20 protein-coding genes and 2 pseudogenes are annotated in these 23520 nt (G+C 38.7%); 6 read left to right on the top strand and 16 right to left on the bottom strand.

Annotation, left to right across the window (positions count from 1 at the left end):
• Positions 1 to 12: 12 nt before the first annotated feature.
• From B1K71_RS06865 to hutG, 7 genes are all read right to left on the bottom strand, one after another.
• Positions 13 to 1056 (bottom strand): alpha-ketoacid dehydrogenase subunit beta, encoded by a 1044-nt coding sequence (locus B1K71_RS06865; RefSeq protein ID WP_077325377.1) that lies wholly within the window; start codon positions 1054 to 1056, stop codon positions 13 to 15.
• Between the two features lie 17 nt (positions 1057 to 1073).
• Positions 1074 to 2021: a thiamine pyrophosphate-dependent dehydrogenase E1 component subunit alpha gene (locus B1K71_RS06860; RefSeq protein ID WP_077325375.1), complete on the bottom strand. Its 948-nt coding sequence runs from the start codon at positions 2019 to 2021 to the stop codon at positions 1074 to 1076.
• Between the two features lie 26 nt (positions 2022 to 2047).
• Positions 2048 to 3400 carry a dihydrolipoyl dehydrogenase gene (lpdA, locus tag B1K71_RS06855; protein ID WP_077325373.1) on the bottom strand — a complete coding sequence of 451 codons (1353 nt, stop codon included), beginning with the start codon at positions 3398 to 3400 and terminating at the stop codon, positions 2048 to 2050.
• A 240-nt stretch (positions 3401 to 3640) separates the two neighbouring features.
• Positions 3641 to 5458, bottom strand: a complete 1818-nt coding sequence (locus tag B1K71_RS06850) for a sigma-54-dependent Fis family transcriptional regulator (RefSeq protein ID WP_077325371.1) — start codon at positions 5456 to 5458, stop codon at positions 3641 to 3643.
• Between the two features lie 313 nt (positions 5459 to 5771).
• Positions 5772 to 7019, bottom strand: a complete 1248-nt coding sequence (locus tag B1K71_RS06845) for a dicarboxylate/amino acid:cation symporter (protein ID WP_175631857.1) — start codon at positions 7017 to 7019, stop codon at positions 5772 to 5774.
• Positions 7020 to 7349: 330 nt separating this feature from the next.
• Positions 7350 to 8552 carry a sodium/glutamate symporter gene (gltS, locus tag B1K71_RS06840; protein ID WP_077325369.1) on the bottom strand — a complete coding sequence of 401 codons (1203 nt, stop codon included), beginning with the start codon at positions 8550 to 8552 and terminating at the stop codon, positions 7350 to 7352.
• Positions 8549 to 9520: a formimidoylglutamase gene (hutG, locus tag B1K71_RS06835; RefSeq protein ID WP_077325367.1), complete on the bottom strand. Its 972-nt coding sequence runs from the start codon at positions 9518 to 9520 to the stop codon at positions 8549 to 8551. Before hutG ends, gltS begins: the two co-directional genes overlap by 4 nt.
• A 64-nt stretch (positions 9521 to 9584) precedes the next feature.
• On the opposite strand from hutG, the gene B1K71_RS06830 reads away from it, so the two are divergent.
• Positions 9585 to 10472, top strand: coding sequence for a LysR family transcriptional regulator (locus B1K71_RS06830; protein ID WP_077325365.1), 888 nt, complete (start codon positions 9585 to 9587; stop codon positions 10470 to 10472).
• Between the two features lie 176 nt (positions 10473 to 10648).
• On the opposite strand, the gene B1K71_RS06825 is transcribed toward B1K71_RS06830, so the two are convergent.
• From B1K71_RS06825 to istA, 8 genes and pseudogenes are all read right to left on the bottom strand, one after another.
• Positions 10649 to 11071, bottom strand: coding sequence for an endonuclease domain-containing protein (locus tag B1K71_RS06825; protein ID WP_245799190.1), 423 nt, complete (start codon positions 11069 to 11071; stop codon positions 10649 to 10651).
• A gap of 312 nt (positions 11072 to 11383) precedes the next feature.
• Positions 11384 to 12586 (bottom strand): DHA2 family efflux MFS transporter permease subunit, encoded by a 1203-nt coding sequence (locus B1K71_RS06820; RefSeq protein WP_281250368.1) that lies wholly within the window; start codon positions 12584 to 12586, stop codon positions 11384 to 11386.
• A gap of 3 nt (positions 12587 to 12589) precedes the next feature.
• On the bottom strand, positions 12590 to 12799 hold the full coding sequence (locus tag B1K71_RS06815; protein WP_077325361.1) for a hypothetical protein: 210 nt from the start codon (positions 12797 to 12799) through the stop codon (positions 12590 to 12592).
• A 243-nt stretch (positions 12800 to 13042) separates the two neighbouring features.
• Positions 13043 to 13447 (bottom strand): annotated as a pseudogene (locus tag B1K71_RS06810) (acyl-CoA dehydrogenase family protein); the annotation flags it as partial.
• A gap of 363 nt (positions 13448 to 13810) precedes the next feature.
• Positions 13811 to 14014, bottom strand: a complete 204-nt coding sequence (locus B1K71_RS06805; protein WP_077325357.1) for a hypothetical protein — start codon at positions 14012 to 14014, stop codon at positions 13811 to 13813.
• A 51-nt stretch (positions 14015 to 14065) separates the two neighbouring features.
• The gene (gene istB / locus B1K71_RS06800; protein WP_077325355.1) at positions 14066 to 14812 is read right to left on the bottom strand and encodes an IS21-like element helper ATPase IstB; all 747 of its coding nucleotides are present in this window, start codon (positions 14810 to 14812) and stop codon (positions 14066 to 14068) included.
• A complete protein-coding gene (locus B1K71_RS20395) occupies positions 14809 to 15441 on the bottom strand; it encodes a Mu transposase domain-containing protein (RefSeq protein ID WP_428848868.1) in 633 nt (210 codons plus the stop codon). The genes istB and B1K71_RS20395 overlap by 4 nt, the downstream gene beginning before the upstream one ends.
• Positions 15415 to 16278, bottom strand: a pseudogene (gene istA, locus B1K71_RS20390) (IS21 family transposase); the annotation flags it as partial. The pseudogene istA and the gene B1K71_RS20395, both read right to left, overlap by 27 nt.
• A gap of 216 nt (positions 16279 to 16494) precedes the next feature.
• Between istA and B1K71_RS06790 the strand changes: the two are divergent.
• The 5 genes from B1K71_RS06790 to B1K71_RS06765 all read left to right on the top strand — a co-directional run bounded on the left by B1K71_RS06790 (position 16495) and on the right by B1K71_RS06765 (position 21643).
• Positions 16495 to 17016 (top strand): DUF6431 domain-containing protein, encoded by a 522-nt coding sequence (locus B1K71_RS06790; RefSeq protein ID WP_281250313.1) that lies wholly within the window; start codon positions 16495 to 16497, stop codon positions 17014 to 17016.
• 42 nt (positions 17017 to 17058) lie between these two features.
• Positions 17059 to 18411 (top strand): DDE-type integrase/transposase/recombinase, encoded by a 1353-nt coding sequence (locus tag B1K71_RS06785; RefSeq protein ID WP_077324788.1) that lies wholly within the window; start codon positions 17059 to 17061, stop codon positions 18409 to 18411.
• On the top strand, positions 18404 to 19204 hold the full coding sequence (locus B1K71_RS06780) for an ExeA family protein (protein ID WP_077324789.1): 801 nt from the start codon (positions 18404 to 18406) through the stop codon (positions 19202 to 19204). The genes B1K71_RS06785 and B1K71_RS06780 overlap by 8 nt, the downstream gene beginning before the upstream one ends.
• On the top strand, positions 19201 to 19422 hold the full coding sequence (locus B1K71_RS06775; RefSeq protein ID WP_077324790.1) for a DUF5348 domain-containing protein: 222 nt from the start codon (positions 19201 to 19203) through the stop codon (positions 19420 to 19422). Before B1K71_RS06780 ends, B1K71_RS06775 begins: the two co-directional genes overlap by 4 nt.
• Before the next feature lie 1027 nt (positions 19423 to 20449).
• Positions 20450 to 21643: a DNA cytosine methyltransferase gene (locus B1K71_RS06765; RefSeq protein ID WP_175631855.1), complete on the top strand. Its 1194-nt coding sequence runs from the start codon at positions 20450 to 20452 to the stop codon at positions 21641 to 21643.
• 50 nt (positions 21644 to 21693) lie between these two features.
• On the opposite strand, the gene drmB is transcribed toward B1K71_RS06765, so the two are convergent.
• Positions 21694 to 23511, bottom strand: coding sequence for a DUF1998 domain-containing protein (gene drmB / locus B1K71_RS06760; RefSeq protein ID WP_077325349.1), 1818 nt, complete (start codon positions 23509 to 23511; stop codon positions 21694 to 21696).
• Positions 23512 to 23520: the final 9 nt, after the last annotated feature.

Raw genomic sequence — 23520 nt, 5'->3', positions numbered from 1 at the left:
TTCGTCACCTCCTTATGATGATTTGACCGCTTTTAAATCTGCAATCAGTTCTTCCGCGACAGTTAATACCTTGTTAGCACCAGGAATGTAGGCTTGTTCAAGGTTTGTTGCAAATGGGACAGGTGTATCCGGTGCACACACAGTCTTTATTGGACCGTCCAAATAATCGAACGCTCTGTCGCTCATTACTGAAGCAACATCTGTTGCAGTATTGTTATGCGGATTGGATTCATCTACAATAATCAAACGGCCAGTTTTCTTAACGGATTTTAGAACAGTCTCCTCATCCCACGGGGAAATCGTTCTTAAATCAACAACCTCAACGGAAACATTGGACTCATTTAATCGCTCGGCAACTTCTAGCGCTACTTGAACCATTTTACCTATTGCAACAATGGTAAGGTCTGACCCTTCCTTTGTCACCTTGGCTTTTCCAATTTCAACAGTATAATATTCTTCCGGCACTTCACCCTTTGTGCCATAAAGTGTTTTATCTTCCGAGAAGACGATTAGATTGTCTTCTTCAATTGCAGCAAGCATTAACCCCTTTGCATCATAAGGGTTGGAAGGGACTACTACCTTCACCCCAGGGATTGATCCAAAAATGCCGTATAAAGTTTGCGAATGTTGAGCTGCTGCACCTACACCTGCTCCATGAACTGTCCGAACGGTTAAAGGAATTTTAGCTTTTCCCCCAAACATATATCGCATCTTAGCGCCTTGATTTAATATAGGATCCAAGGCAAATCCGAGAAAGTCATTAAACATCAACTCAGATATTGGTCGTAAACCTGTAGCTGCCGCGCCTACTGCGGCGCTAAAATAACCATGTTCTGCTATCGGTGTGTCGATAATTCGCTGTCGCCCATACTTTGCTGCAAAACCTTTTGTTAGACCGAAAACTCCGCCGAATGATTCGTCGTTGGATAAATGATCGACTTCTGCCCCACCAGCAACGTCCGTCCCTATTAAAAACACTTTTTCATCATTGCTTAACGCCAAATCCATTCCTTCAGTAATTGCATTCATATACGAAATTGTTCTTTTCTCAGTCATTTTTAAACCTCCTTTTTTTATGCAAAAACATCTGTATATAACGAGTCTTCATCCGGCAGTGGGCTTTCTTCAGCAAATTTCACTGCTTCTTCTATTTTCTTTTCCGCTTCAGATTCAATCTTGTCAACTTCCTCGGCAGTAAGCCATTTCTTATCAATAACTTTTTTACGAAATTCAACAATTGGATCCCGATCTGCATTCCGGTCATCTGGTGATTTGTATTTTTGTTCGTCACCTTCGAAATGCCCGTAATTACGATAAGTGTCACATTCAATTAAGGTAGGACCATCACCCGCTTTTGCCCTTTTAATGGCCTTTTTGATGGTATTGTAAATAGCTGTAACATCTTGCCCATCTACCTTTTCCCCAGGCATATTATACGCTGAAGCTCTTTCTGCAATTGTTTCCGAAGCACTTGCATATGCGTGTGCTGTACCCTCACCAAATTGATTATTTTCACAAACGAAAATAACCGGCAAATTCAGTATTGAAGCAAGGTTTAGTCCTTCATGGAATGTACCCTCGTTTGCAGCACCATCACCAAAGAAACAAACAGCCACATTGTCTTTACCTAAATTCCGAATTGAAATTCCGGCACCAGCAGCAAGTCCAAAACCACCGCCAACAATTCCGTTCGCCCCCAACATGCCTTGATCAATATCTGCAACGTGCATGGAACCACCTTTGCCTCCACCAAGACCATCCTTTTTTCCCATGATTTCAGCCATCATCCGATTAACGTTGCACCCTTTGGCAATGGCATGTCCATGCCCCCGATGTGTACTTGTAATGTAATCATGTTCATCTAGTTGGGACATCACACCTGTTGCAACCGCCTCCTCACCTGCATATAAATGAACAAATCCTGGGATTTCACCTTTTCCAAAGGTCCGATGAACTTCATTTTCAAAAAATCTAATCTCATTCATCTTCTGATAAATCCAAATACCTTCCTTCTTATTCATCTCCAGTTCCTCCCTTGTATGATTTTTTACATATGAATCGCTTGCTGGAACAAAGCATTCGAACTTTCGCCTATCACTTCAGAAATAGAAGGGTGTGGTTGAATGATAGTTGACAACTCATTAATCGTTCCTTCTGAGTTCTTCACGGCTAATATTTCTCCGATTAACTCCGTTCCATTTGGTCCAACAATAAAAGCACCTAATATTTCTTGAAATTTAGTTTCTGTAATTATTTTGATAAACCCATCTGATTCACCAGTAGCAATCGCCTTACTGTTTCCACTAATATAGGATTTTGTTACCTGGACATCATAACCCGCTTCTTTCGCCTGCTTTTCGTCCAACCCAAAAGAGGCTGCTTCAGGTTGTGTGTAAATACACCTTGGAATTTCATCTTGATTAAGGCATTTGCTACAATCACCTGCCATGGCATGCACTGCTACAATTCCTTCCGCACTTGCAGCATGTGCTAATTGATAGTCGCCAATCATATCTCCTACGGCGTAAACATGTTTTTTACTTGTTTCATAATGTTCATTAACAACAACCGATTTGTTTTTGTCATTCACTTGTAATCCCAATTTCTCCGCAAACTTTGGATTCGACCTTCTACCAGCAGCAATTAATAACGTATCAAACGGAATTTCCTGCTCTGATAATATTACTTTGTCTTTTTTCACCTGGTTTATATCAGCCCCGGTAACCATCTGGATTTCCTGTTCATCCAATTTATTTTTAAGTGACTTCCGTACATCATCCTCTTCCGTTAAAAGAATATCGGAGGCAACTTCAATTATCGTTACCTTTGTTCCAAGTGGAGCCATGGCTGAGGCTAATTCCACAGCAATAACACCACCACCAATGATAACTAATGACTTCGGCAATTCTTTCAATTTAAAAAATGAATCTGTCGTTACATAATCTACTTCATCCAACCCTTTAATCGGCGGAACAAACGGTTGACTGCCGGTTGCCAGCAAAATATCATTTCCTTTAATCCGGTCTTCTCCAATATGAACCGTTAAATCATCTTTAATTTCAGCCTCGCCTTTATAAATTGTAATTTTATTCTTCTTCAGTAAATGGGCAACCCCACCGGTTAATGTTTGAACAACCTGGTCTTTTCGGTTCATTAATTTGGTGAAGTCGATGGAAATGTCACCTGTTTGAATACCCCAAGCATTAGCTTGTTTCATTCCTTCTACTAATTCACTTTGTTTTAAAAGCGTTTTAGAAGGAATGCAGCCAACATTCAAACATGTACCACCAAGTTTATTCTTTTCTGCAATTGCTACTGTTTTCCCTAACTGTGCAGCTCGAATTGCAGAAACATAGCCGCCAGGTCCAGCACCAATTACAACGACATCGAAATTTTTCAATGAATCATCCCCTTTCTGATTGAAGTGGTGTTTTATAAGTGCTTGCTTAACGTTATTAATCCTTCAAATTACAATCCTCCTTTTTGTTTCCTTTCAATAACTACTCAGCAAATATCATGCCATAATTTATTCCCTTGATATGACAGCGTTTTTAATAAATGCGAATTTACAGTAAAATAAAAATGAGACCATATTATTAAATAGTCTCATCTTTTCTCACCACCTATGAATCGGTGTTTTTTAAATGTTATATTTCTTTAACTTCCTATACACAGTAGCCTTCGACATGCCCAGCTCTTCTGCGGTTTCAGATACTCTACCATCAAATTTAGTCAGAGCATTTTTAATTTTGTCTATCTCCAACTGCGTTTTATAGTCATAAGCAACTTTATTTTCAACTCCTTTTTGGAAAGGTTCCCCTAATGATGATACAAGCTGAAATAATTCTCTATCATCAGGTTCCTTATCCTCATACAGTATTTCACAGCGTTCCAGTGCATTATATAATTCACGAACATTACCACGCCACTCACCATACATGAAGATCTGTTCCAATCGACTATGCCAGGTCGGAAGCCATTTTCTCCTTTGAAAATAATCCCTGATAAAGTATATAATATCTTCTTTTCTTTCTTTTAATGAGGGGAGCTGAATTGGAAAAACATAGATTCGATAAAATAAATCCTCTCTAAATTGCCCTTGTTTCACCAATTCTCTAATATCCTTATTGGATGCTGTAATAATTCTTATATTTACACGAATCAAATTACTTCCACCAATTCGGGTTATTTCTTTCTGCTGCAGGGCCCTTAACAATGCAACCTGCATGGATAGGGACATTTCTTCTATTTCATCAAGAAATAATGTGCCGCCATCTGCTTGCTGTATTTTCCCTTTATGACCTTTATTATTTGCCCCTGTAAATGAACCAGATTCATAACCAAATAATTCACTCTCTAGTAACCCTTCAGGCACAGCACCACAATTTATAGTCAAAAAGGGGCCATTTGAACGCTTGCTGTTATCATGTATGGCTTGAGCAATCAAATCTTTACCAGTACCCGTTTCACCATAAATATAAACAGATGTGTCTTTAACAGCCACCTTTCTGACTTTATCCAATACGTTTTGAAACTTCCTACTTTTACCTTTTAAGCCTTTGAATGCAATTGAAGCAGGGTCATTATCAAGTACGGTAACAGGGGTTCGATACCCAATTATTCGATTTGCGTTTAGAATAGGTATACGTTGATTTGATAGTTGAATGTCTGTTTCATCGCTCAATTTTGTTAAAGAGGATCCGACATATTCCTGATAACTGGGAAGTAACTCTATTGGCAGTGAACAAATTTCATCATTTATGGAACTAACGATACAATTTCGTTCAGATCCAAATCCCGATCGCATAAGAACCTCCATATCCTCTTGCTTTTGATTTCTCCATTCTAAAGAGATAGAATCAGCTGCTAATTTTACAGAAGCCAGGACATAGTCATAATTAATGGAGCGATATAAACTGGAAATATTAAGTGCACCTATTACTTCATCATTTTGGTCAAAAATAGGAGCAGCGGTGCAGTTCCATGCTTGTGAAGCAACCGAAAAATGTTCATAACCTTTAACAGTTATCGGTTTTTCTAATCGTAATGCAAGGCCAATTGCATTGGTACCAACCTCTATCTCGTCCCATTTCGCACCCTCTTTAAAGTAGATTTTATAAGCTGCATTTTTAACCGTTTTCTCACCATCTTGTTGCAAAATGTAACCATCCCGGTCTGTCAATGTTGTTATATACCGCCATCCTTTTAGAAAATCCTGCAATTGCCTGATATGGGGTTTTGCCAAGTCTAGTAATAGTCTGTTTTTCTCCATCTTTTGTTTAAGTAATTCCGGTTCTAATAGTTGTTGAGCTACACCGCCATAAGGGTTCACTTGATGTTGTCTGCAATAATGCCAGGATTCAATAATGTCACTAGATAATCCTGCTTCTTGTAATGGTAAAGTTTCATTTTTAAGAAAGCGGTTCCATGTTTGTTTAGAAACGAGAACTTTTGACATTACCTTACCTCCATAACAGTTTTTTATAAGCAATAAACATATTAATTACCAGAATAGTCCAAGTATATAATAAACGATACATTGGGGTGACACAAGAAACTAGTTTTAATTAATCTTGATGCTTGTCCTACCATATTAATCCACATCATGAATATCCAGAAAAATTCCAACTAAAAAAGTCAGGCAGCACCCGAGTTACCCGGACAATACCTGACTTTTTTAAGTTTCTTTCTATTTATAGTCCATCCTTACACGAAATATTGGTTACATGCCTTATCGGTATACTTAATCTCTAAGCTTTAAGTCCATTGATCTAACCAAATTCAGACCCAACCTGAGTCTCATATTTATCCTCACTCTTACTGACAACAGCAGCCCCAGTCAGGTCGCCTGTTACGTTACATGTTGTGAAGATCATGTCTGTCAGCACATTAACTCCAGCTGTCAGTCCCACGATTTCAATTGGCAATCCCACCTGTGTGAGCACAATCGACAGTCCAATCAAACCGGCTCCAGGAACCCCTGCTGTTCCTACTGAAGCTAATGTACCCACCAATACAATCCCCAGTATCGCGCCAAAAGATAAATCATATCCAACGACATTTGCGGCAAATATAGCTCCCACACCATAATGGATGGCGGATCCATCCATGTTAATGGTTGCACCGATAGGCAATGTAAATTTAGAAACATCATTTTTGATTCCGGCCTTATCAGCTGATTTCATCGTTACCGGAAGCGTTCCTAAACTGCTGGATGTTGCGAAAGCGGTAATAATTGCCTCCCGGATATTCCGGAAAAACTTCGCAATCGGAACCTTAAACAAAAATAATAACAGCATATAGACTAAGACAAATTGAATACCTACACCAACATATGATGCCCCGACATAACTAGCAAGTGAAGATAAAACATCAAATCCTTGATTGCCTATTTTGGATGCAGCTATAGCAAAGACACCTATTGGAGCGTACAGTAGAATGCCGTCAAGGATACGAAAGGTCACTTCACTTCCGGCATCCATCAATTTTAATAATGTATTGCCATAATCATTGATCTTAAATTCTTCCGCATGTCGCATGGACGTGATCACAAAACCAACAATAACCGCCACAAACACAATGCTCAATATATCGCCATTGGCCAACGAGTGGAAAAAATTAGTCGGAATAATTGCCAAAATCGTATCGATAAATGAAGGGGCTTCTGGAACGTCCATTTTTTGCTCGGAAAATTCCAGCCCTTCCCCAGGATTGAAAATGGAACCGATCATTATTCCAATAAACATGGCGATTGCAGTTGTTAAAAGGTAGTACGAAAATATTTTACCGCCAACACGTCCCATTCGTTTGGGATTGGTCGAATTAACTGCTGAAATAAGGGTAAATAAAATCAAAGGAATAACAATCATTTTTAAAAGCTGAAGGAAAATGTCGCCAAAAGGAGATAAAATCTGTGCTAAGGGGCCGATGATTAGTCCCAAAATAGCTCCCAACACAAATCCTGTAGTAATTTTTAAAATAAAGGACTTTTCTTTATACCACTTCCATATGGATTTCATGAATTTCCCCCTATAAAATTGTTAAAGATGTACTTTTCTTTGTATTTCTCAAACACCTCCTATTTTCTTTCATAGCTGACTTAGTAATTGTGAATTTTCCAGTTGGACAACTTGTGATAATTTTTTCTAATTAGAGAAAGAATTAGTATAATTGTAAGATAAAGGGAATGGGTTTATATTGGATAATTGCATGTCCGATGATTCGTTTAACCTATCAATATGCAATTTAAATCAAACATATGAAATTTCGGAGCAAAAATGTTTAACAAAAGTAATGGACATTAAAGTTAAATAGGGTAAAAGAATATAGTTATCCTTTTACCCTTTAAACTAACTAAACAAATTTATTGATGTAATAATAATTGGCATTGCAAAGACATCGATTAAAAATGCTCCTACTAACGGAACAATCAAAAATGCTTTTTGTGACGGACCAAACTTATTGACAACTGCATCCATATTGGCAATAGCATTTGGTGTTGCACCTAAACCATGTCCCGCGAATCCACCAACCATAACTGCCGCATCATAATCTTTGCCAAGAGCCCGGAACAAAATAAATGTTCCTAATAAAACAATGAATATTACCTGGACTATTACAATTAATAGTAGTGGTAAAGCCAAATTGACCACTTCCCATAATTGAATACTCATGAGTGCCATTGAAAGGAATATTCCTAACGTTACATCACCGATTATAGTGATACTTTTCATTTCAATAATTTTATCATCATAACTATCAATTAAATTACGTACAATTACTGCAACAAACATAGCGCTTACATAACCCGGCAATGCAAATCCAGTAACGTCTGTAAATAAATCACCCAGATAAGATCCCACTGCCATACATAACGTGATAATGAAAACCTGTGTGATGAAAGTTTTGGAATTTACAGGAGTTGTACTTCCTTGGACATCTTCAATACTGGCAGCACTTTCCCCTACACCAGACTCAGTTGGTTCGAGTTTATATTTATTTATTAAATATTTTACAATCGGACCACCTACCAATCCTCCTGCCACCAAGCCTGCTGTTGCAGCTGCCAAACCTACCGATAAAGCTGAATCGACTCCCATTCCTTCTATCGTTGTTCCAAAAGCGGTTGCCCCACCATGCCCCCCTTCCATGGAAACTGCTCCTACCATAATTCCTAATAAGGGGTCTATATTTAGGAACTTTGCAAGAGATATACCGATAACATTTTGAATTAATGCAAGAAATCCACATGCGAGCCAATATATAACAAGAAGTTTGCCTCCTAATTTTACTAAACGAAAGCTAGCACCCAGACCAATAGTAGTAAAAAACGTTAGCATAAATAATCCCTGCAGAGACGTGTCCAATTTTATATCCAGAATATTAAACCCTTTCAATGTTGTTGCGATAATAGCAAATATCAGACCTCCGACAACAGGAGCTGGTATACAAAATCGATCCAAAATGTTAATTTTTTTATTTAAATAACTTCCTATCATTAAGAATGCTAAAGCGATGAAAATTGTTGTTAACTGGTTAAATTCCAACATCATGACTTCACTCCTTCCGGGTTAATCCCTTTAAAATTTTTCATAACTTCTGCGATCAGATTGGCAGCTAATCTTATTGTCTTATCATTTTCATCCATCGAAGGGTTGACTTCCGATATATCAAAGCTAGTAATATTATTTTTAGAAACTATATATCGTAAAAGCCTCCTAACAATTTTCACTTCTAAACCAAATGGTGATGGAGCACTCACACCAGGTGCATCAGAGGCTGCTATAGAATCCATGTCAAGTGTCAACATAATAAAATCGTACTTTCCCGCGAATTCATCAATTAAATTAAAAGCATGCTTTATTTTATTATCGTTTAATTCATTCTCGGGAATATATTTGCATCCGTGAATTCTAGCATCATTAAATAGTGCTTTTGTATTACTAAATTCTTGTATTCCCAGACATAAGTATCCAGCACTCATATCTTTCTCCAAGATTTGCTTAAACATAGTCCCTGACGATGGGACTGTGTTAGTTCTTAAATCAAAGTGGGCATCAATATTTATAATTCCTAAAGATGCCTCCTCACCAAGAAATCTTCTTATACCTAAATAATGACCATATAAGGTTTCATGCCCGCCGCCAATAATAATAGGGATATTAAATTGATTTAGCCAATTGGAAATACAATCACCTAATTCCGACTGCGCATTTTCCAATTTATCACTTTCACATAAAACATTTCCCACATCGTAGGTAGAAACATTTTCATCAATATTGTAAGGCAATTTCGCAATCATTTTCCTCACTTCATCCGGTGCTAATGAAGCACCCACATTTCCTTTATTTCTCCTAACCCCCTCATCACATTTAAATCCTATAATGCCAAAAGCATTTCCTTCTTCGATTTCGTCACTTACATCCCACAATTGCACTACCTGGTGAAATCTAAATTTATCGGTTTCAGTTTCACTGTCTACTCTTCCTTGCCAAATATTTTTATTTGGTAATTCGTACATTCTTTACTAATATATATTTTTTATATTTTTATAGGTTTGACTTATAATTAAGAAGGTGAAATTAATGGACATCCAAAAAATGAATTATTTTATAACACTTGTAGACCATTCCTCTTTTTCAACAGCTGCCTCAAAGTTGCATATTAGTCAGCCCTCTCTGAGCATGTCAATTAAAAAGTTTGAAGAAGAAATGGGAATTCCCTTAATTGACAGAACAACCAAAAAGTTAGAATTAACAAATGAAGGAAAAATAATTTATTCAGAGTTAAAAAAATTAGTGAATCATTACAATTATGTAATAAGCGATTTAAATAGATTAAAAACACAAGGGCCACAAATAATATCAATGGGGTTAATAGAGTCGTCAAAGTATTGGACTCCAAAAGTGATTAAATTATTTAAAAACGAATTCGAAAATGTTCATATAAAATTATTTGATGTTTTAGGTGAGGAGGAAGTCCAGCATGCTTTAAGTAACTATAAAATTGATCTCGCAATAACGAACCAATATATTAACGATGAACAAATTAAGCTGATTCCAATATATGATGAAAAACTTATTGCTCTATTTTCGTCGAAAAATCCATTGGCTGTTAAAGATAAAATACGGTTAACCGATCTTCAACAGCAGGATTTTATCATATGTAAAGAAGGATACCAAACACGAGATGACATACTTAACGCCTTTCGCAAATCCGGAATAAAACCTAATATTCGCATTGAAATAGAGGGCTTTGAAATGGCTTGCAGAATGGTTGAAGAAAATCTGGGTATATCAATTGTCCCAGAAAGCTATGTTAATTCCGGACGAAACGATTATAACTTTCATATCAGATACGTTGATGACCCGAACCTTTCAAGATCTGTCTACTTAGCAATTGCAAAAAAAAGATATTTATCCCCAACCGTTAGTAGATTTATTACATTGATTTACAATTATTTTGGTAAATAAATATTATTTCTTGTTGGGAACTTTAAGGATAATATTTCTTCAAAAAACTGTTCTTAATAAGAATTTCTTTATCGGCATCCAGATCTGAAGTAAGGATTGTGTAAGATAGGCAAACCGGTTCACAGTCTCATGATGGAGTTGGGGGGATTTTCGACAGAACAAAATTGGAGAATTATCTAATGTATGTGCTCTTCAATTTTTACTACCACCTTTTGCAGGTTATTATGAATAATACTTCCTGAAAATCTGTGGACTTCCCAGCCATGTGCTTTTAGATACTTATCTTTTCTCTTATCGTGAGCTTTTTGAGCCAGCGAAGAATGATACAACTTCCCGTCACACTCTATAGCCAAGTTAGAGGTTGACAATACTAAATCAATCCTGTACTTTCCGCAAGGGACCTGAGTTCTAACTGTATAGCCCCTGAATGTTAATGCATCATATAATCGTCGTTCAATATAACTTTCACACTTTAATCTTTCAGAGTCAATTTGAATATCATAATTCACCGGGGATGGATCTTTAATAAAGGAAAATGCATAGAAAGACGGTATAACAAAAAATATTAAAATGGATAAAAACATTCCTATCGTATCCATAGATTTTTCACCGCCTCATCAGAATTATCCTATCCCACAAATTTTATACTACAGACATTTTTAACTGTATCGCAAATCAAGTTTCATGTTAGTTTTTTAAATACAATGTGTGTCTTATGGCATCGAAAACAACGGCTCATCCGCGTCGTAATCAATTTAATAATCCCTTTACCCACATTCGAAAGCACCTTTATCCATTAAAAATAGCCATCCAGGGTTCCCTGAATGGCCAACGCAAAGTTTTTTTATTCAATTATACAAGCCTAATGCCATTATCCTTTTGCTTAACCAAAATTTGACCGGGTCAGCGTTTCACGCATCCCCCTCTGCATCAGACTGTTTCTCCCTTTTCAGAAACAGTGAAAGAATCAATCCTATAATGGCAAACAAAAATGCGATGAAAAAAGCATGTTTCACACCAGTCAAATAGGTTGCCGGCTGCACAACTACTTCAGATCCGGATCCTACTCTCGTGATGAAGGAGATAATAAACGTCAGCCCCAATGATCCCCCGAATTGGCGGGCCGTATTGATTACTGCCGTCCCGTGCGGAATCAATTTATCTGGAAGAGCATTTATCCCAGCTGTCATGATTGGCATATTAATCATCGCCACGCCACCCATGGCAATCATGAATAATACCATCGTGATGGCGAATGGCGTATCAAGACCGAGGATATAATGAAACCCGAGTGTGCTTATATTAAGCAGCACAAAGCCAATGATTGCAATCATTTTACCGCCGTATTTATCGAACAATTTTCCCGCAAAGAGAGACATGACAGCGAGGGTTAAGGCACCGGGCATCACAATCAAGCCGCCGTAATACGCAGAGAACTGCTGGGCATTCTGTACATACATCGGTAAAATGGTCTCCGTTGAGATAAGCAAACTGAACGAAAGAATGGAAATAAACGAGATAAGCGCAAAAACAGGCACTTTCAGCACACGAAGTTCCAAAATAGGCGTCGAGAGCCGAAATTGACGCACCACAAACATGCCTAATGCCAAAGCACCTGCAATCAGACTGGCAAGTGTGGTGACTTCCGTAATTCCATTCTCCTGCAATTTATTGAATCCGAAAAGCAGTCCGCCAAAACCAATCGTTGACAAAACAATGGATAACGCATCGATTTCTGTTTTTCGCTGCTCGGTAATATTGTGCATAAACAAGAAAACCAAAAGCAGAATACAAGCTGCAATTGGCAGTGTCAGCAAAAACAGCGAACGCCATTCAAAATAGTTTATAATAATACCGGAGATCGGAGGACCTACCGCTGGTGCAACATTAATCACAAGCCCGGCAATCCCCATTGCGTACCCTCTTTTTTCCTTTGGATACATTAGGAACAACAATGTCTGCATTAACGGAATCATAATCCCGGAACCCATCCCCTGAATCACGCGCCCCGCTATCAGAACGGGAAAAGAAGGTGCAATCAAACAAACCAGGGTCCCTGTAAAAAACAGAAACATGGCACTCATCATTAATGACCTTGTTTGAAATTTATCAATAAATTAAGCCGTTATCGGAATCAAAACGGCGATGGTTAACATATAGCTTGTTGTCAGCCATTGGACTTCTGTCGAGTTAATCTGAAACTCATCCATAATTTTTGGAAAGGCTGTAATGAGCAGAAATTGCGTCAAAACGGATAAAAAAGCTGCCGACAATGTGATTGCTACGATTAACCGCCGTTGTAGACGTGTCAGATTTAAAGCGTTCATCGTGATGACCTCCTTTCCGATTTTATGACTATTATTAATCTAAAGACCATCATACAACCCTCATGTTGTTTGGGCAATTAAATAACTTATATACATTCGAAGCAAACAAAAAAACCTGAACCTCCGAGGATTCAGGATTATCCATATCGAATTAACAGGAAATTAACCTGCGTACATTTGAGAAGTTTAGTGAACGTTCTGTTTGTTAATTGTGCTTTAGGAATGCCGCATAAAGGATTTCATTCAGTAACCCAATTCCTCATAAACAACCCGTTCATACAACTCTGCCATTTCTTTTGCCATTGACTTCGCTTTTAACTCCTGTGTCACCTGGTCATCTTTCGCAAAAACATCAAGGCGATTCTTTAACGCATGCCTTTGTTCCACCAATTCAGGAGCATTCAATCGGTCCAGTCTTCCTTTCAAATCGTTTAAAAAAATTTTATGAACAGAATACTTATTGACCAATCGAATCAATTCCAGTCCAAGAATGTTTGCGGTGCCTTCCCAGACAGTCAATACCTGTGCGTCCCGAAGCAGTCTCGGTGTAACAAAGTCTTCAATGTAGCCATTTCCGCCGTGCATTTCAATCGCTTCATGCGCGAAAGCGATTGCCTGTTCTGCTGATTCTTTTTTCATAATGGGTAAACGTCAAAATTACTTGACGCTTCCCCCGTAAGTAATCCGTTTTCAGGTATCTATCAGAGTTAAATAAATACGCCCCAGGGAAATACCTTCTAAAGTCTTTGAAATAATACGAAAGGTCATTTCACTTCCAGCAACCATCAATTTTAATAGTTTATTTCTGAATGATTTCGTTAGCGTATGTATTATGAGTATTGCGGACGATTTTTACCAGTTGTGCGGTTCTTTTTACCACATATCGCGAAGGAATGTACCAGAGTTTGCGGAGCAGTTTACCAATGAATCATAAAAGGATGATTGCCGGATATTTTTGCCATTAAATCTCCTTCTATTCACTGGGGAACAGAGGGACCCTTGGAATCCAAATTAGTTTTGGAAATACTCTATTATAATCTTTCTGGAACCTTCATGGATATCTTGTTCCGTCCAATTACGCGGGAGAGGTTCTTTCCCATATATCTTCAGAAGCTTTCGCTTCAAATCCGCAGGAAAAGGTACATATTGCCGGTTTCCACTCCAAAAATAGTACTCTTCCATTTCCGATAGATCTTTTTTGGTTATTATGGTCATAAATTTTACCTCCTGTTGGTTCGTTCCGTTACATCGTTCGACTTCTTGTCTTTAATTCTTTAAACCTAACTTTTCCCGCATAGAAACGGTGCCGTCAATAAAGATATCGTAAGAATTATGGATAATCCGATCTAATATTGCTTCTGCCAACGTTCCGTCTCCCAATTTCTCATACCAGCCGTTGATATCAAATTGAGAACAGAAGATGTTTGATTTCTTTGCAGTATACCGCGCATTGATAATTTCTAATAATAATGCTGCTTCCTCTTTTGAAAGCTCAAATAAAAGCCATTCATCAAAAATCAGAAGATCAATCTTGGTTAGTTTTTTGATCAGTTTTAAATAACTTCCATCCGCTTGGTACTTGGCCACCTTGAACTCCTCTAAAAAATCAGGAAGGCGTGTGTATTGAACCTTATAATACTGCCGGCAGACCTGTACACCAAAAGCAGTGGCTAGCCAAGTCTTCCCTGCACCAGAAACACCCTTGAATACAATGTCCCGCCCATCAAGAATGTAGTCACCTGTCGACAATTTCATCAATAACTCCTTATCCAGCTTACGATCGGAATCGTAAAGGATATCTTCCACAGCTGCCTTTTCAGGGAACTTTGCTTGTTTCAAAAGCCGGTTCAGTTTATTGCTTTTCCGCACACTTTCTTCATGGTCCAATAAAAGACCAAGCAATTCATCAAAACTCATGTCCTTAAATGATGGATTCATAAACAATGTCTCATAAGATTCTGCCATCCCAGTTAATTTAAATGCTTTCATTTTGTCATAGTTTTGTTGATTCATCTGTCATTTCCCCCATAGTAAGAAGCTCCCCGTGTAAAGCCGTATTTTTCATCGGTCGTCTTCGAGTTAATTTCTGAAGCCTTTCGTTCATCCTCTTTGCGAATGGTCTTAATCATGGTTTGAACACTTTTGACCGTTGGTCTGCTTGTAGCTTCCAACACCCACTTGCACGCCTGTTCAATTTCATAGGCAGAATAGGTTCGCTCTAATTTTTTCAGCGTGAAAATGGAATTCAAGGCTTGTTTCTCAACCTCATAGTGGTCAAGAATAAACGTCACTACCTGCAGAGTGGAATGCCCCATTTCCGCTGCCCATCTCATCGCTTCTTCAGGTGTTTGTTCCACATACAACCGATGATTAGCCGGCATGTGTTCTTTCAAGGTGGAGTATTGTCCAAACTTACCATATAATGTTGGATGAGAGGCGACTCTCATGTGATGAAAGTATACTTCAACCACGGTTGGAGAAACTTTGATGTCTACCTCTTTTCCAATCAGTTCAAAAGGGACAGAGTAGAACATACTGTTTATGTTAATGTGATAATCTGGTCGGACTTTGGATTTGTGCCATTCAGAGAGTTTGTACGGCGTATCCGGAAGAGGAGAAAGGGCAAATTTCTCTTCTTCCAAGAATGCCGACCACCTCGAACCTGGGCGATTTTGAAAAGGCCGGTGGTTTAATTCATCCAATTTTTTAAAAATCTCTAAGTTTAGTTCTTCCAATGAAAAACATTTGATGTTTCTTAAAGCTTGTATAATCCAGGTGGTAACGATGTTCACTGACCCTTCTACGCTTGCCTTGTCTTTCGGTGACAACACTCGTGCAGGCATGATGACTGTTTGGTAATGGGTAGCCATTTCCGAATAAGTCTTATTCAAAATAAGTTCCTTGGATGTATGTTTGGTAACGCCTGTTTTCAAATTATCAGGAACGAGTATCTGTGGCGTGCCGCCCATGTATTCAAAAGCGTGTTGATGGAGACGAACCCAAGATGGAAGATCCATTCTGTAAGATCCTTCTACATAAAACAATTGTGAGCAAGGCAACGTGGCGATGAACACATATACCTTCCGCTTTTCTCCAGTATCCGGATCAATAACCGACATCGTACTGCCTGCCCAATCTACCTCCAACAGTTCACCTGGTTTGCGCCGAATACGCAGCGTAGCTTTATACTTCATCGCATACGCATGGTAATGTTCAGCGAAGGTGCGGTAAGCATAGGGGACTTTACCTGCGCTTTGTGCTTCTCCTACGTACTCATCATGCAAAAGCGTCAAGGTCACATTCGGCTTGGCCAATTCTTTATGTACCTTTTCAAAGTCCATTAAGTACCTGCCACTCATTTCCTGCTTCTTTTCGGGGTAAAGGAAATCCTCCAGCCATGGATCGGTCATTTCATCCTCTAATGGTGGCTTTATTCCTTTCTTTTCCGCCAGTCGGATTACCTCTGTAATCTTTTGGCGGGAATGTTGGGTGTTTTAGCTAGGCGAAAAAGACCGGAAGTTGACGGTTATGTCCGACCAGAAGTAGACTAATAGAGTGACCGAGGAAAAAACCTGAAGAAAGGAAAAGGACGTCCCCCATTAACGTGAAACTGCGGGAACAATTTCACTGGAGACGCCCACCAAAAAAACAATATAGGGTAAGTATATCAGATTATACGTTGGTTGAGAAGAAGAATGAGCCTGGCGTTTTTTGTTAGGAGTGCGGAAATCAATCACTGTCCTTGTTGTGAAGGTCCTCTAATAGTGGCAGGTAGTCGGCGAAGAGTATGGTATAGACATTCCGGAGATAAAGCGAAACTTATTATACGTCGTCTTTTTTGTGAACGCTGTCATAAAATTCATCACGAACTACCAGATCTTCTAGTCCCCTACAAGCGTTATGGGACAGAAAGCATCGAACAGGTTCTGGATGATCAATTGATAGATGTACCGGCTGATGAATCGACATTGGGGCGCTGGCGTGAATGGTTTCGGAATTGGGGGCCTTATGCTGTGGGTTGTTTCAATTCTATTATCAGGCGCTTTCAATTGGATTTACCTGTGGGGAGCACGTCCGATCCTCCACGGACCGTGCTCCAAAGAATCGGACGCAATGGAGAATCATTCGTTGGATGGCTGGCGAAAGTTGTCCGTCCCATTGTAAATGTTCATTTATGGGTACAGACCCGTTCTGCATTCCTGTCCAAACAGCCTTAAGATAAACTCATGTTAAATAGCTTAAAAAGGAGGCTTTTTGGCATGAGAGATCAAAAGAAAGCACAGGAAATTGCTGCTGAACGGGTACAATTATTGTCCCCATTATTGGCGGATGGGTTGGATGCTGCCAAAGCTAGACAAATCAGACGGCAAATTTGTGAGGTAAGTGGATTGTCTGAACGAACCATTCGAAGATACTTGGCTCAATATCGACAAGCAGGGTTTGAAGGATTAAAACCAAAAGGAAAAGGCACGCAAACCAAGGAGACCATTCCCCATCATTTATTGGAACAGGCCATCTTACTGCGTCGAGAAGTCCCGACACGCAGTATTGCCCAGATTATTCAAATTTTAGAATGGGAAAAACTTGCTGAACCTGGTCAATTGAAGCGAAGTACATTACAGGAAAAGCTCGCTGAAAAAGGATATAGTGCTCGGCATATGCGGATGTACAATGATCCTGGTGTAGCTGCGCGGCGTTTCCAACGGAAAGCGCGTAATCAATTATGGCATTCTGACATTAAGTACGGGCCGTACCTTCCTATTGGCCCAGGTGGCGAGAAAAAACAAGTTTATTTGGTGGCGTTCTTGGATGACGCTACGCGTTTTGTATTGCACGCCGGGTTTTATCCCACGATGGATCAACGTATTGTGGAACAGGGTTTCCGTGAATCTGTTCAGTTATACGGTGTTCCCGAATCTGTTTATTTTGATAACGGGAAACAATATCGCACGAAATGGATGAAGCGAACCTGTTCAAAGTTAGGCATCCGGTTATTATATGCTAAGCCCTACTCACCGGAGTCGACCGGTAAGGTGGAAAGGTTCAACCGAGTAGTCGGTCATTTTTTAGATGAAGTTGGACTGGAGAAACCGACAACGCTGGATCAATTAAATGAGCGCCTTCGCGTATGGTTGAGTGAATGCTATCAGCATAAACCACACAGTGCTTTAGGTAAAGATCAAAGTCCAGAGGCAGCTTTTCGTAGCGATGACAATGTCTTACGGTTTGTTGGTACAGAAGAATTGGCACAAGCATTCTTACACTGTGAAGCACGTAAAGTGGATAAATCAGGGTGTATTAGTTTTATGGGAAAAAAATACGAAGTTGGATTATCGTTTATCGGCTGTAAGGTCGATGTGGTTTACGATCCTTCGGATATTACGGAAGTAACAATTGAATACGAAGGACACGCACCTTGGACAGCCCGTGAATTGGTGATTGGCGAACGCGCTGGGAAACGACCAACGATGCCGGACCATCTTGGAAAACAGTTTGCGGAGCACTCTAGACTGTTAGACGCAGCTTCGGAACAATATGCTTCCCGTACGGACGTTCAGAAGACAGCGGTCTCCTATCGCAGGGTTAAGAAAGAGGGTGCGTCACATGTTTAATCAGTTTTATGGCTTTACGCGTACCCCTTTTACGCGGGATATTCTGACATCCGCATTATACTATCCGGATATGCTGGACGAAACAATCGGGAGATTGGAATATGCAGCCCAATCCCAATTATTTGTGGTTGTGACAGGTGATGCTGGGACTGGGAAAACGACGACACTGAGAAGATTTACGAGTGAACTGGATTCCGGTCATTTTAAGGTTTTATATCTAGCCGATTCAAAATTAACACCGCGACATTTTTATAAGGGATTGTTGGAACAGTTGGGATGCGAGTCCAAGTTTTACCGTGGTGACGCTAAACGTCAGTTGCACAATCAAATTGAAATGATGCGTGGTATTCATGGATTATTACCAGTGGTTATTGTAGATGAAGCACATCTTTTGGATCGGGAAATGTTGGAGGAAGTTCGCTTCCTGCTTAATTTTAAAATGGATGCTGAAAGTCCGATGGCGTTGATCCTTGTTGGACAGAGTGAACTTTGGGATCGGCTTAGGCTCCAATCATTTGCGGCTATTCGGCAGCGAATTGACCTGCAATGTAAGCTTCCGCACTATGATCGTGCTCAGGTGGGTGAATATATACGGAAACATTTAATGGAAGTTAGCGCTCAAAGTGACATTTTCACAGATGCCGCCATACGTGAAATTTTCCAGTTTTCGAATGGGACGCCAAGACTGGTCAACAAAATTTGTACGCATTGTCTCATTTACGGTGCCCAAAATAAACAAAAGCTTATCGATGACCATATGGTAAAGCTGGTCATAGAAGGTGAACTATCATGACAGAAGGGATAATGACGTATGAATATGATCGAGACGCCTGGGTGGTTGAAATAAATGGTTATCAATATACACTCCTCTGCGGGGAGTCATTTGAACTCATTGTTGGACAACGTAACATCCCTTCAAGGCTAGAATTGGGAGAAGACTGGTATATTATAATGGAGGAGAATGTTCCATTCGATCTTCGAATATGTAACGTATACCATATTTACATCTAAGTTTGTAAAACCACGGGAAAAAGGAAAACATCATCCTTCTTCCCTTTATTTTTACAACCATGGGTCACTAATTCCATCAAAAATTGGACAGTGTACGCAATCAATAGAAAGGCATTATATACTAGCAGTAACAGTTGGGTGATCATTGCGATATTTCGCAAGGACGCCTTTTCCTCATGCAGTTCCAATATTCTCCGATATGGAAACATACAAAAACCTCCTGTATTCCTAGTGTCACGCTTAAGTCATTGGCATCTGTCAATGGCGTGCTTACTAAGTATACAGGAGGTTTTTTGATTTAAGGTAAACAGTTCCGCAAAGTGTGGCAAATTCCTCCGCAAACATTGGTAAAAAGAACCGCAATAGTGGTACAAATTGAATGCAATAATCATATTATACCTTAGCCATCTTTTGTACCAGTGTTTGACAAATATTTTACCAGAAGATGCAACCACAAAGAAAGGTCAATCTGCTTACCTATGTAGCGTGAATTCAGTTGTCCGCCACCATTGACTTAACATTTGGGCCGTGTTGTTGTAGGCAGAAATGATGCCTAAAAGACCAGCTCAAATATGATAACACGGACTAACCGATTCTAAGCATTCTTTGGCGGGACCCTGATCCCTGCACGCGTCTGCTAAGAATCGTACGTAACAATCAATGACAAGCAGGTCCGCAGTGGCTCTAAGACAATTTCATAAAAATGTTGTGTTCTGTATAAAGACCGAAATAGACTGTCATTCGATGGTACATTTTCATTTTGTTGGCCATAATCATGCCTAAACACCATTTGTATATGTTGCCAATCCCTTAAATTCAGTGATTTATCATTACTTATGGTTACCATTGAAATAACGCTGATTTCAACTAGTAAGGTCATGTTTAGGGTATTATTTACATCAAGACAATCACATCGTGAAACTAAGTAAATCTTACGGATTGCGAATAAAAAGTTATTATTTGCTTTTTAAAACCTTTAGTTTACAATATAAAATATATAAATGTGTACAACTCTGGGGTGAAATTCGTGAATAAAAGCAAATATACTGCCGTAGAGCTCTTCTCGGGTGCTGGGGGAGTGACAGAGGCTATTAAAGACAAATTTGATTTAAAATGCGCTGTTGAGTACGACCCAATTATTGCAAAAACATACGAACTAAATCATGGTAAAGATCATTTGATAGTAGATAACATCAATAACCTTGATCCACGAAAAATACTAGCTTTTACAAGATTAAAACCAGGTGAATTGGATTTGCTAGCTGTCACCTCTCCCTGCCAAGGATTTTCAAGACACTCACGTAAAAAGGCTGCTGGAAATAAAGACAAAAGAAATAAATTAATAATGCAAACAATTAGGTATTCAAATATCTTTGAACCTTCTTATATTTTTTTTGAAAATGTAAGTAACATTGTTAACTTTACCCAATTCTCCCGATTTATAAGGATCCTGACAAACCTAGATAGAAATGGATATAAGCGATTTTCAAAATGGCCATCTTATCACATTCGTTTTGAAAGAATAAATGCCTCTGATTATAATGTACCGCAAAACAGAAATAGGCTAATTCTTATCGCAAAAAGAATTGATTCGTTTCCAAATAAAGATGCAGTTATAACTTATGAAAAGGGTAATATTCCTTCTGTTGAGAAACCTCATGATATATGGCCTAAAAAACAGAAGTCACTTAGTTTAGGCCAATACCTTATAAAGTATAATCTAACAAAAATTGAACCTGGCGAAACTTGTAAAATAGATTCATTACACAAAGCCCGTAATCTCTCTGATTTAAATAAAAAAAGAATTAGCTATACCCCACAAAATGGCGGATCACGTGATGATTGGCCAGAAGAGCTTCAATTGGATTGCCATAAGAAGAAAGGCGTTAGCTATGGAGATGTGTATGGAAGAATGAACTATAACGATTATGCCCCTACAATCACTACCGGCTGTACAAGTTATTCAAAAGGACGATTCGGCCATCCAATATACAACAGGGCTATTTCTTTAAGGGAAGCGGCACTCATTCAAACCTTTCCTAAATCCTACAAATTCACTGGTAATATAAATGGGGATATTAACATGGGTTCAATTGATATACTTTCAACACAAATCGGAAATGCAGTTCCTGTTAATTTGGCTAAAACCTTCATTACAGAAATTACCCGGGAACTTAATTCAAAAGTAACGGAAAGTGAACCTAATCTCGTATATTCCTGAATAAATATCAACCAGCCCATACATATACAGGGCTGGTCAATTCATAAAGGTTAATTATTAAAAAAGCCAATGTCTTTATCTTGTGTTCCAACAACTAAAGCGCGGTCTAATAACCTGTTAAATTCTTCACAACTTGTTTCCGGCAATAAGGAACAGGCATGGCAGGCGGATAGGTTTAAAGCCCCCATTCCTTGGCCTTCGCTTTCGATACATAAAGGATCAGATGAACACCATGATGCTCTACTTACAGCGTTTGCAAATATTTTGTTAAAAAACTCCGATTTCCCTTGCCTTACTAGTCCCCCTAGAGTGCCTTCAGAATCTCCACTTGCAGTATAAATCAATATCCCTGACATTTGAGGCTGGTTATCTCTTTCATTACAATACAGCCTTTCTCTTAATGATGATGTTGCATATCCGCATTCAAAACTTAATTCCCTAATAAGCAAGTGGGCTAACGTATGAAGAAGAATGAACTTTGCAGAAATATGTCTGTATTCTAACCCTCTCTTGTCTACATAATTTTTATACCTCTTATTAATGATTTCTGCCCTTTTTTGAACATCAGGATTTTTCTGCCAATCACCTAAAACCTTTTCATTAAACGACATAAAAATGCCTTCTCCCCTAACTTCAATAGCAGGAAGCCAATCAGTTGTATAGTTTTTAACAGGAATACCTTTACCATCGTTTCCATTTTCATCCCCAACACCATATTCATCGCGGCCCAAGGGGTTCACTCTACTGAATGCTATTAGTGCCCGTAATTCCCTTAGGCTATTAACAAGCACCATATTTTCGATACCAGGTATTTTATAATTTTTAGGTTCCTGTTTACTTATCCCGAAATTATCCGAGCTTATTTCTTCTTTATCAAAGTTTCCTAATAACGCCATATATTCCTGGTAACGATACTCGACCTCATCTACCGAATCAGTAGAAGAGTTATTGATATTTTCTATTGCCCGCTTAACATCACTTAAACTTTTTCCCAGTTGTTCTGCAATGGACTTAAATAATGGACTTGGATCAGGAAATAAATTATTTTGGGTTTGAAAAATATTCCAAGCATTTGTATGTTGAATATCATCAATTAATTGATCTGAATACGGCGGAATTAATATAGACGATACTATTTTTGGAAAATATACATTTGATGCAGTTCTTTGTAGTGTTTTTGGAATACAATCACAGTCTTTTTGATCATTTTCACCAAGCCATGGTTTAAACCCTGTACAACTTTTTTCATCATGAGCGTTATCGTTAAATGCCCCGCTTAAACTACGTTTTTCACCGCATCCTTTACATTCTGCAACTATCCCCCCCAGCCCTGAGCTACTTCCACCTACCCAAAGTCTTAAATCAACATTTTCGCAGCCTTTACCTTTATGCACCCATTTTTTCCATGGGAAATCATCCGTATGACCTTTTTCACAAACTACAACAAAGCGACTAGGTACCAATTTTAAATTACAAATGTTGCAAGTCGGAAACTTCGAATCCTTTCCCTTGGTTTTCCTATAATTTTCCCTCCACTCATCTATGTGTTTCAATCGTCCGCACCTTGAATTTTTACAATATAACCATTTAGGAAAACGATAAAAAGGAATTCCTTTTCTGTACTCATTTTTAGAAGGAACTTTTTTAAAATGTGTTATGTTAAACTTTTTTAATCTTTTTTGCAATCTTGTATCATATAAATATGGAATACCGGTAGTATCCCATTTATCGATACCGGCTGGCATTACAGATTCATTAGGAAAATCAACAATACTGCCAACACCAAATGGCCCAATAAATTGATTACTCCTGAAAACATCATACCTTAATTCTGGATCGTATTGTTTTTTTTGTTGATTACTTGACATACAACCCCT

The organism is Virgibacillus siamensis (assembly GCF_900162695.1).
GTDB classification, from domain to species: Bacteria; Bacillota; Bacilli; order Bacillales; family Amphibacillaceae; genus Lentibacillus; species Lentibacillus siamensis_A.
The sequence above is the reverse complement of the archived record's forward strand: the minus strand, read 5'-3'. Positions and strand labels throughout refer to the sequence as shown.

Excerpts from the sequence above, each read along its gene's own strand:
- B1K71_RS06780 (WP_077324789.1), top strand. The coding sequence starts at position 18,404 with ATGTTTAATCAGTTTTATGGCTTTACGCGTACCCCTTTTACGCGGGAT.
- B1K71_RS06845 (WP_175631857.1), bottom strand. The coding sequence starts at position 7,019 with ATGAAATCCATATGGAAGTGGTATAAAGAAAAGTCCTTTATTTTAAAA.
- B1K71_RS06790 (WP_281250313.1), top strand. The coding sequence starts at position 16,495 with ATGAGCCTGGCGTTTTTTGTTAGGAGTGCGGAAATCAATCACTGTCCT.
- istB (WP_077325355.1), bottom strand. The coding sequence starts at position 14,812 with ATGAATCAACAAAACTATGACAAAATGAAAGCATTTAAATTAACTGGG.
- drmB (WP_077325349.1), bottom strand. The coding sequence starts at position 23,511 with ATGTCAAGTAATCAACAAAAAAAACAATACGATCCAGAATTAAGGTAT.
- B1K71_RS06825 (WP_245799190.1), bottom strand. The coding sequence starts at position 11,071 with ATGGATACGATAGGAATGTTTTTATCCATTTTAATATTTTTTGTTATA.
- B1K71_RS06850 (WP_077325371.1), bottom strand. The coding sequence starts at position 5,458 with ATGTCAAAAGTTCTCGTTTCTAAACAAACATGGAACCGCTTTCTTAAA.
- B1K71_RS06815 (WP_077325361.1), bottom strand. The coding sequence starts at position 12,799 with ATGAACGCTTTAAATCTGACACGTCTACAACGGCGGTTAATCGTAGCA.
- hutG (WP_077325367.1), bottom strand. The coding sequence starts at position 9,520 with ATGTACGAATTACCAAATAAAAATATTTGGCAAGGAAGAGTAGACAGT.
- B1K71_RS06830 (WP_077325365.1), top strand. The coding sequence starts at position 9,585 with ATGGACATCCAAAAAATGAATTATTTTATAACACTTGTAGACCATTCC.
- B1K71_RS06785 (WP_077324788.1), top strand. The coding sequence starts at position 17,059 with ATGAGAGATCAAAAGAAAGCACAGGAAATTGCTGCTGAACGGGTACAA.
- B1K71_RS06775 (WP_077324790.1), top strand. The coding sequence starts at position 19,201 with ATGACAGAAGGGATAATGACGTATGAATATGATCGAGACGCCTGGGTG.
- gltS (WP_077325369.1), bottom strand. The coding sequence starts at position 8,552 with ATGATGTTGGAATTTAACCAGTTAACAACAATTTTCATCGCTTTAGCA.
- B1K71_RS06865 (WP_077325377.1), bottom strand. The coding sequence starts at position 1,056 with ATGACTGAGAAAAGAACAATTTCGTATATGAATGCAATTACTGAAGGA.
- B1K71_RS06805 (WP_077325357.1), bottom strand. The coding sequence starts at position 14,014 with ATGACCATAATAACCAAAAAAGATCTATCGGAAATGGAAGAGTACTAT.
- B1K71_RS06860 (WP_077325375.1), bottom strand. The coding sequence starts at position 2,021 with ATGAATAAGAAGGAAGGTATTTGGATTTATCAGAAGATGAATGAGATT.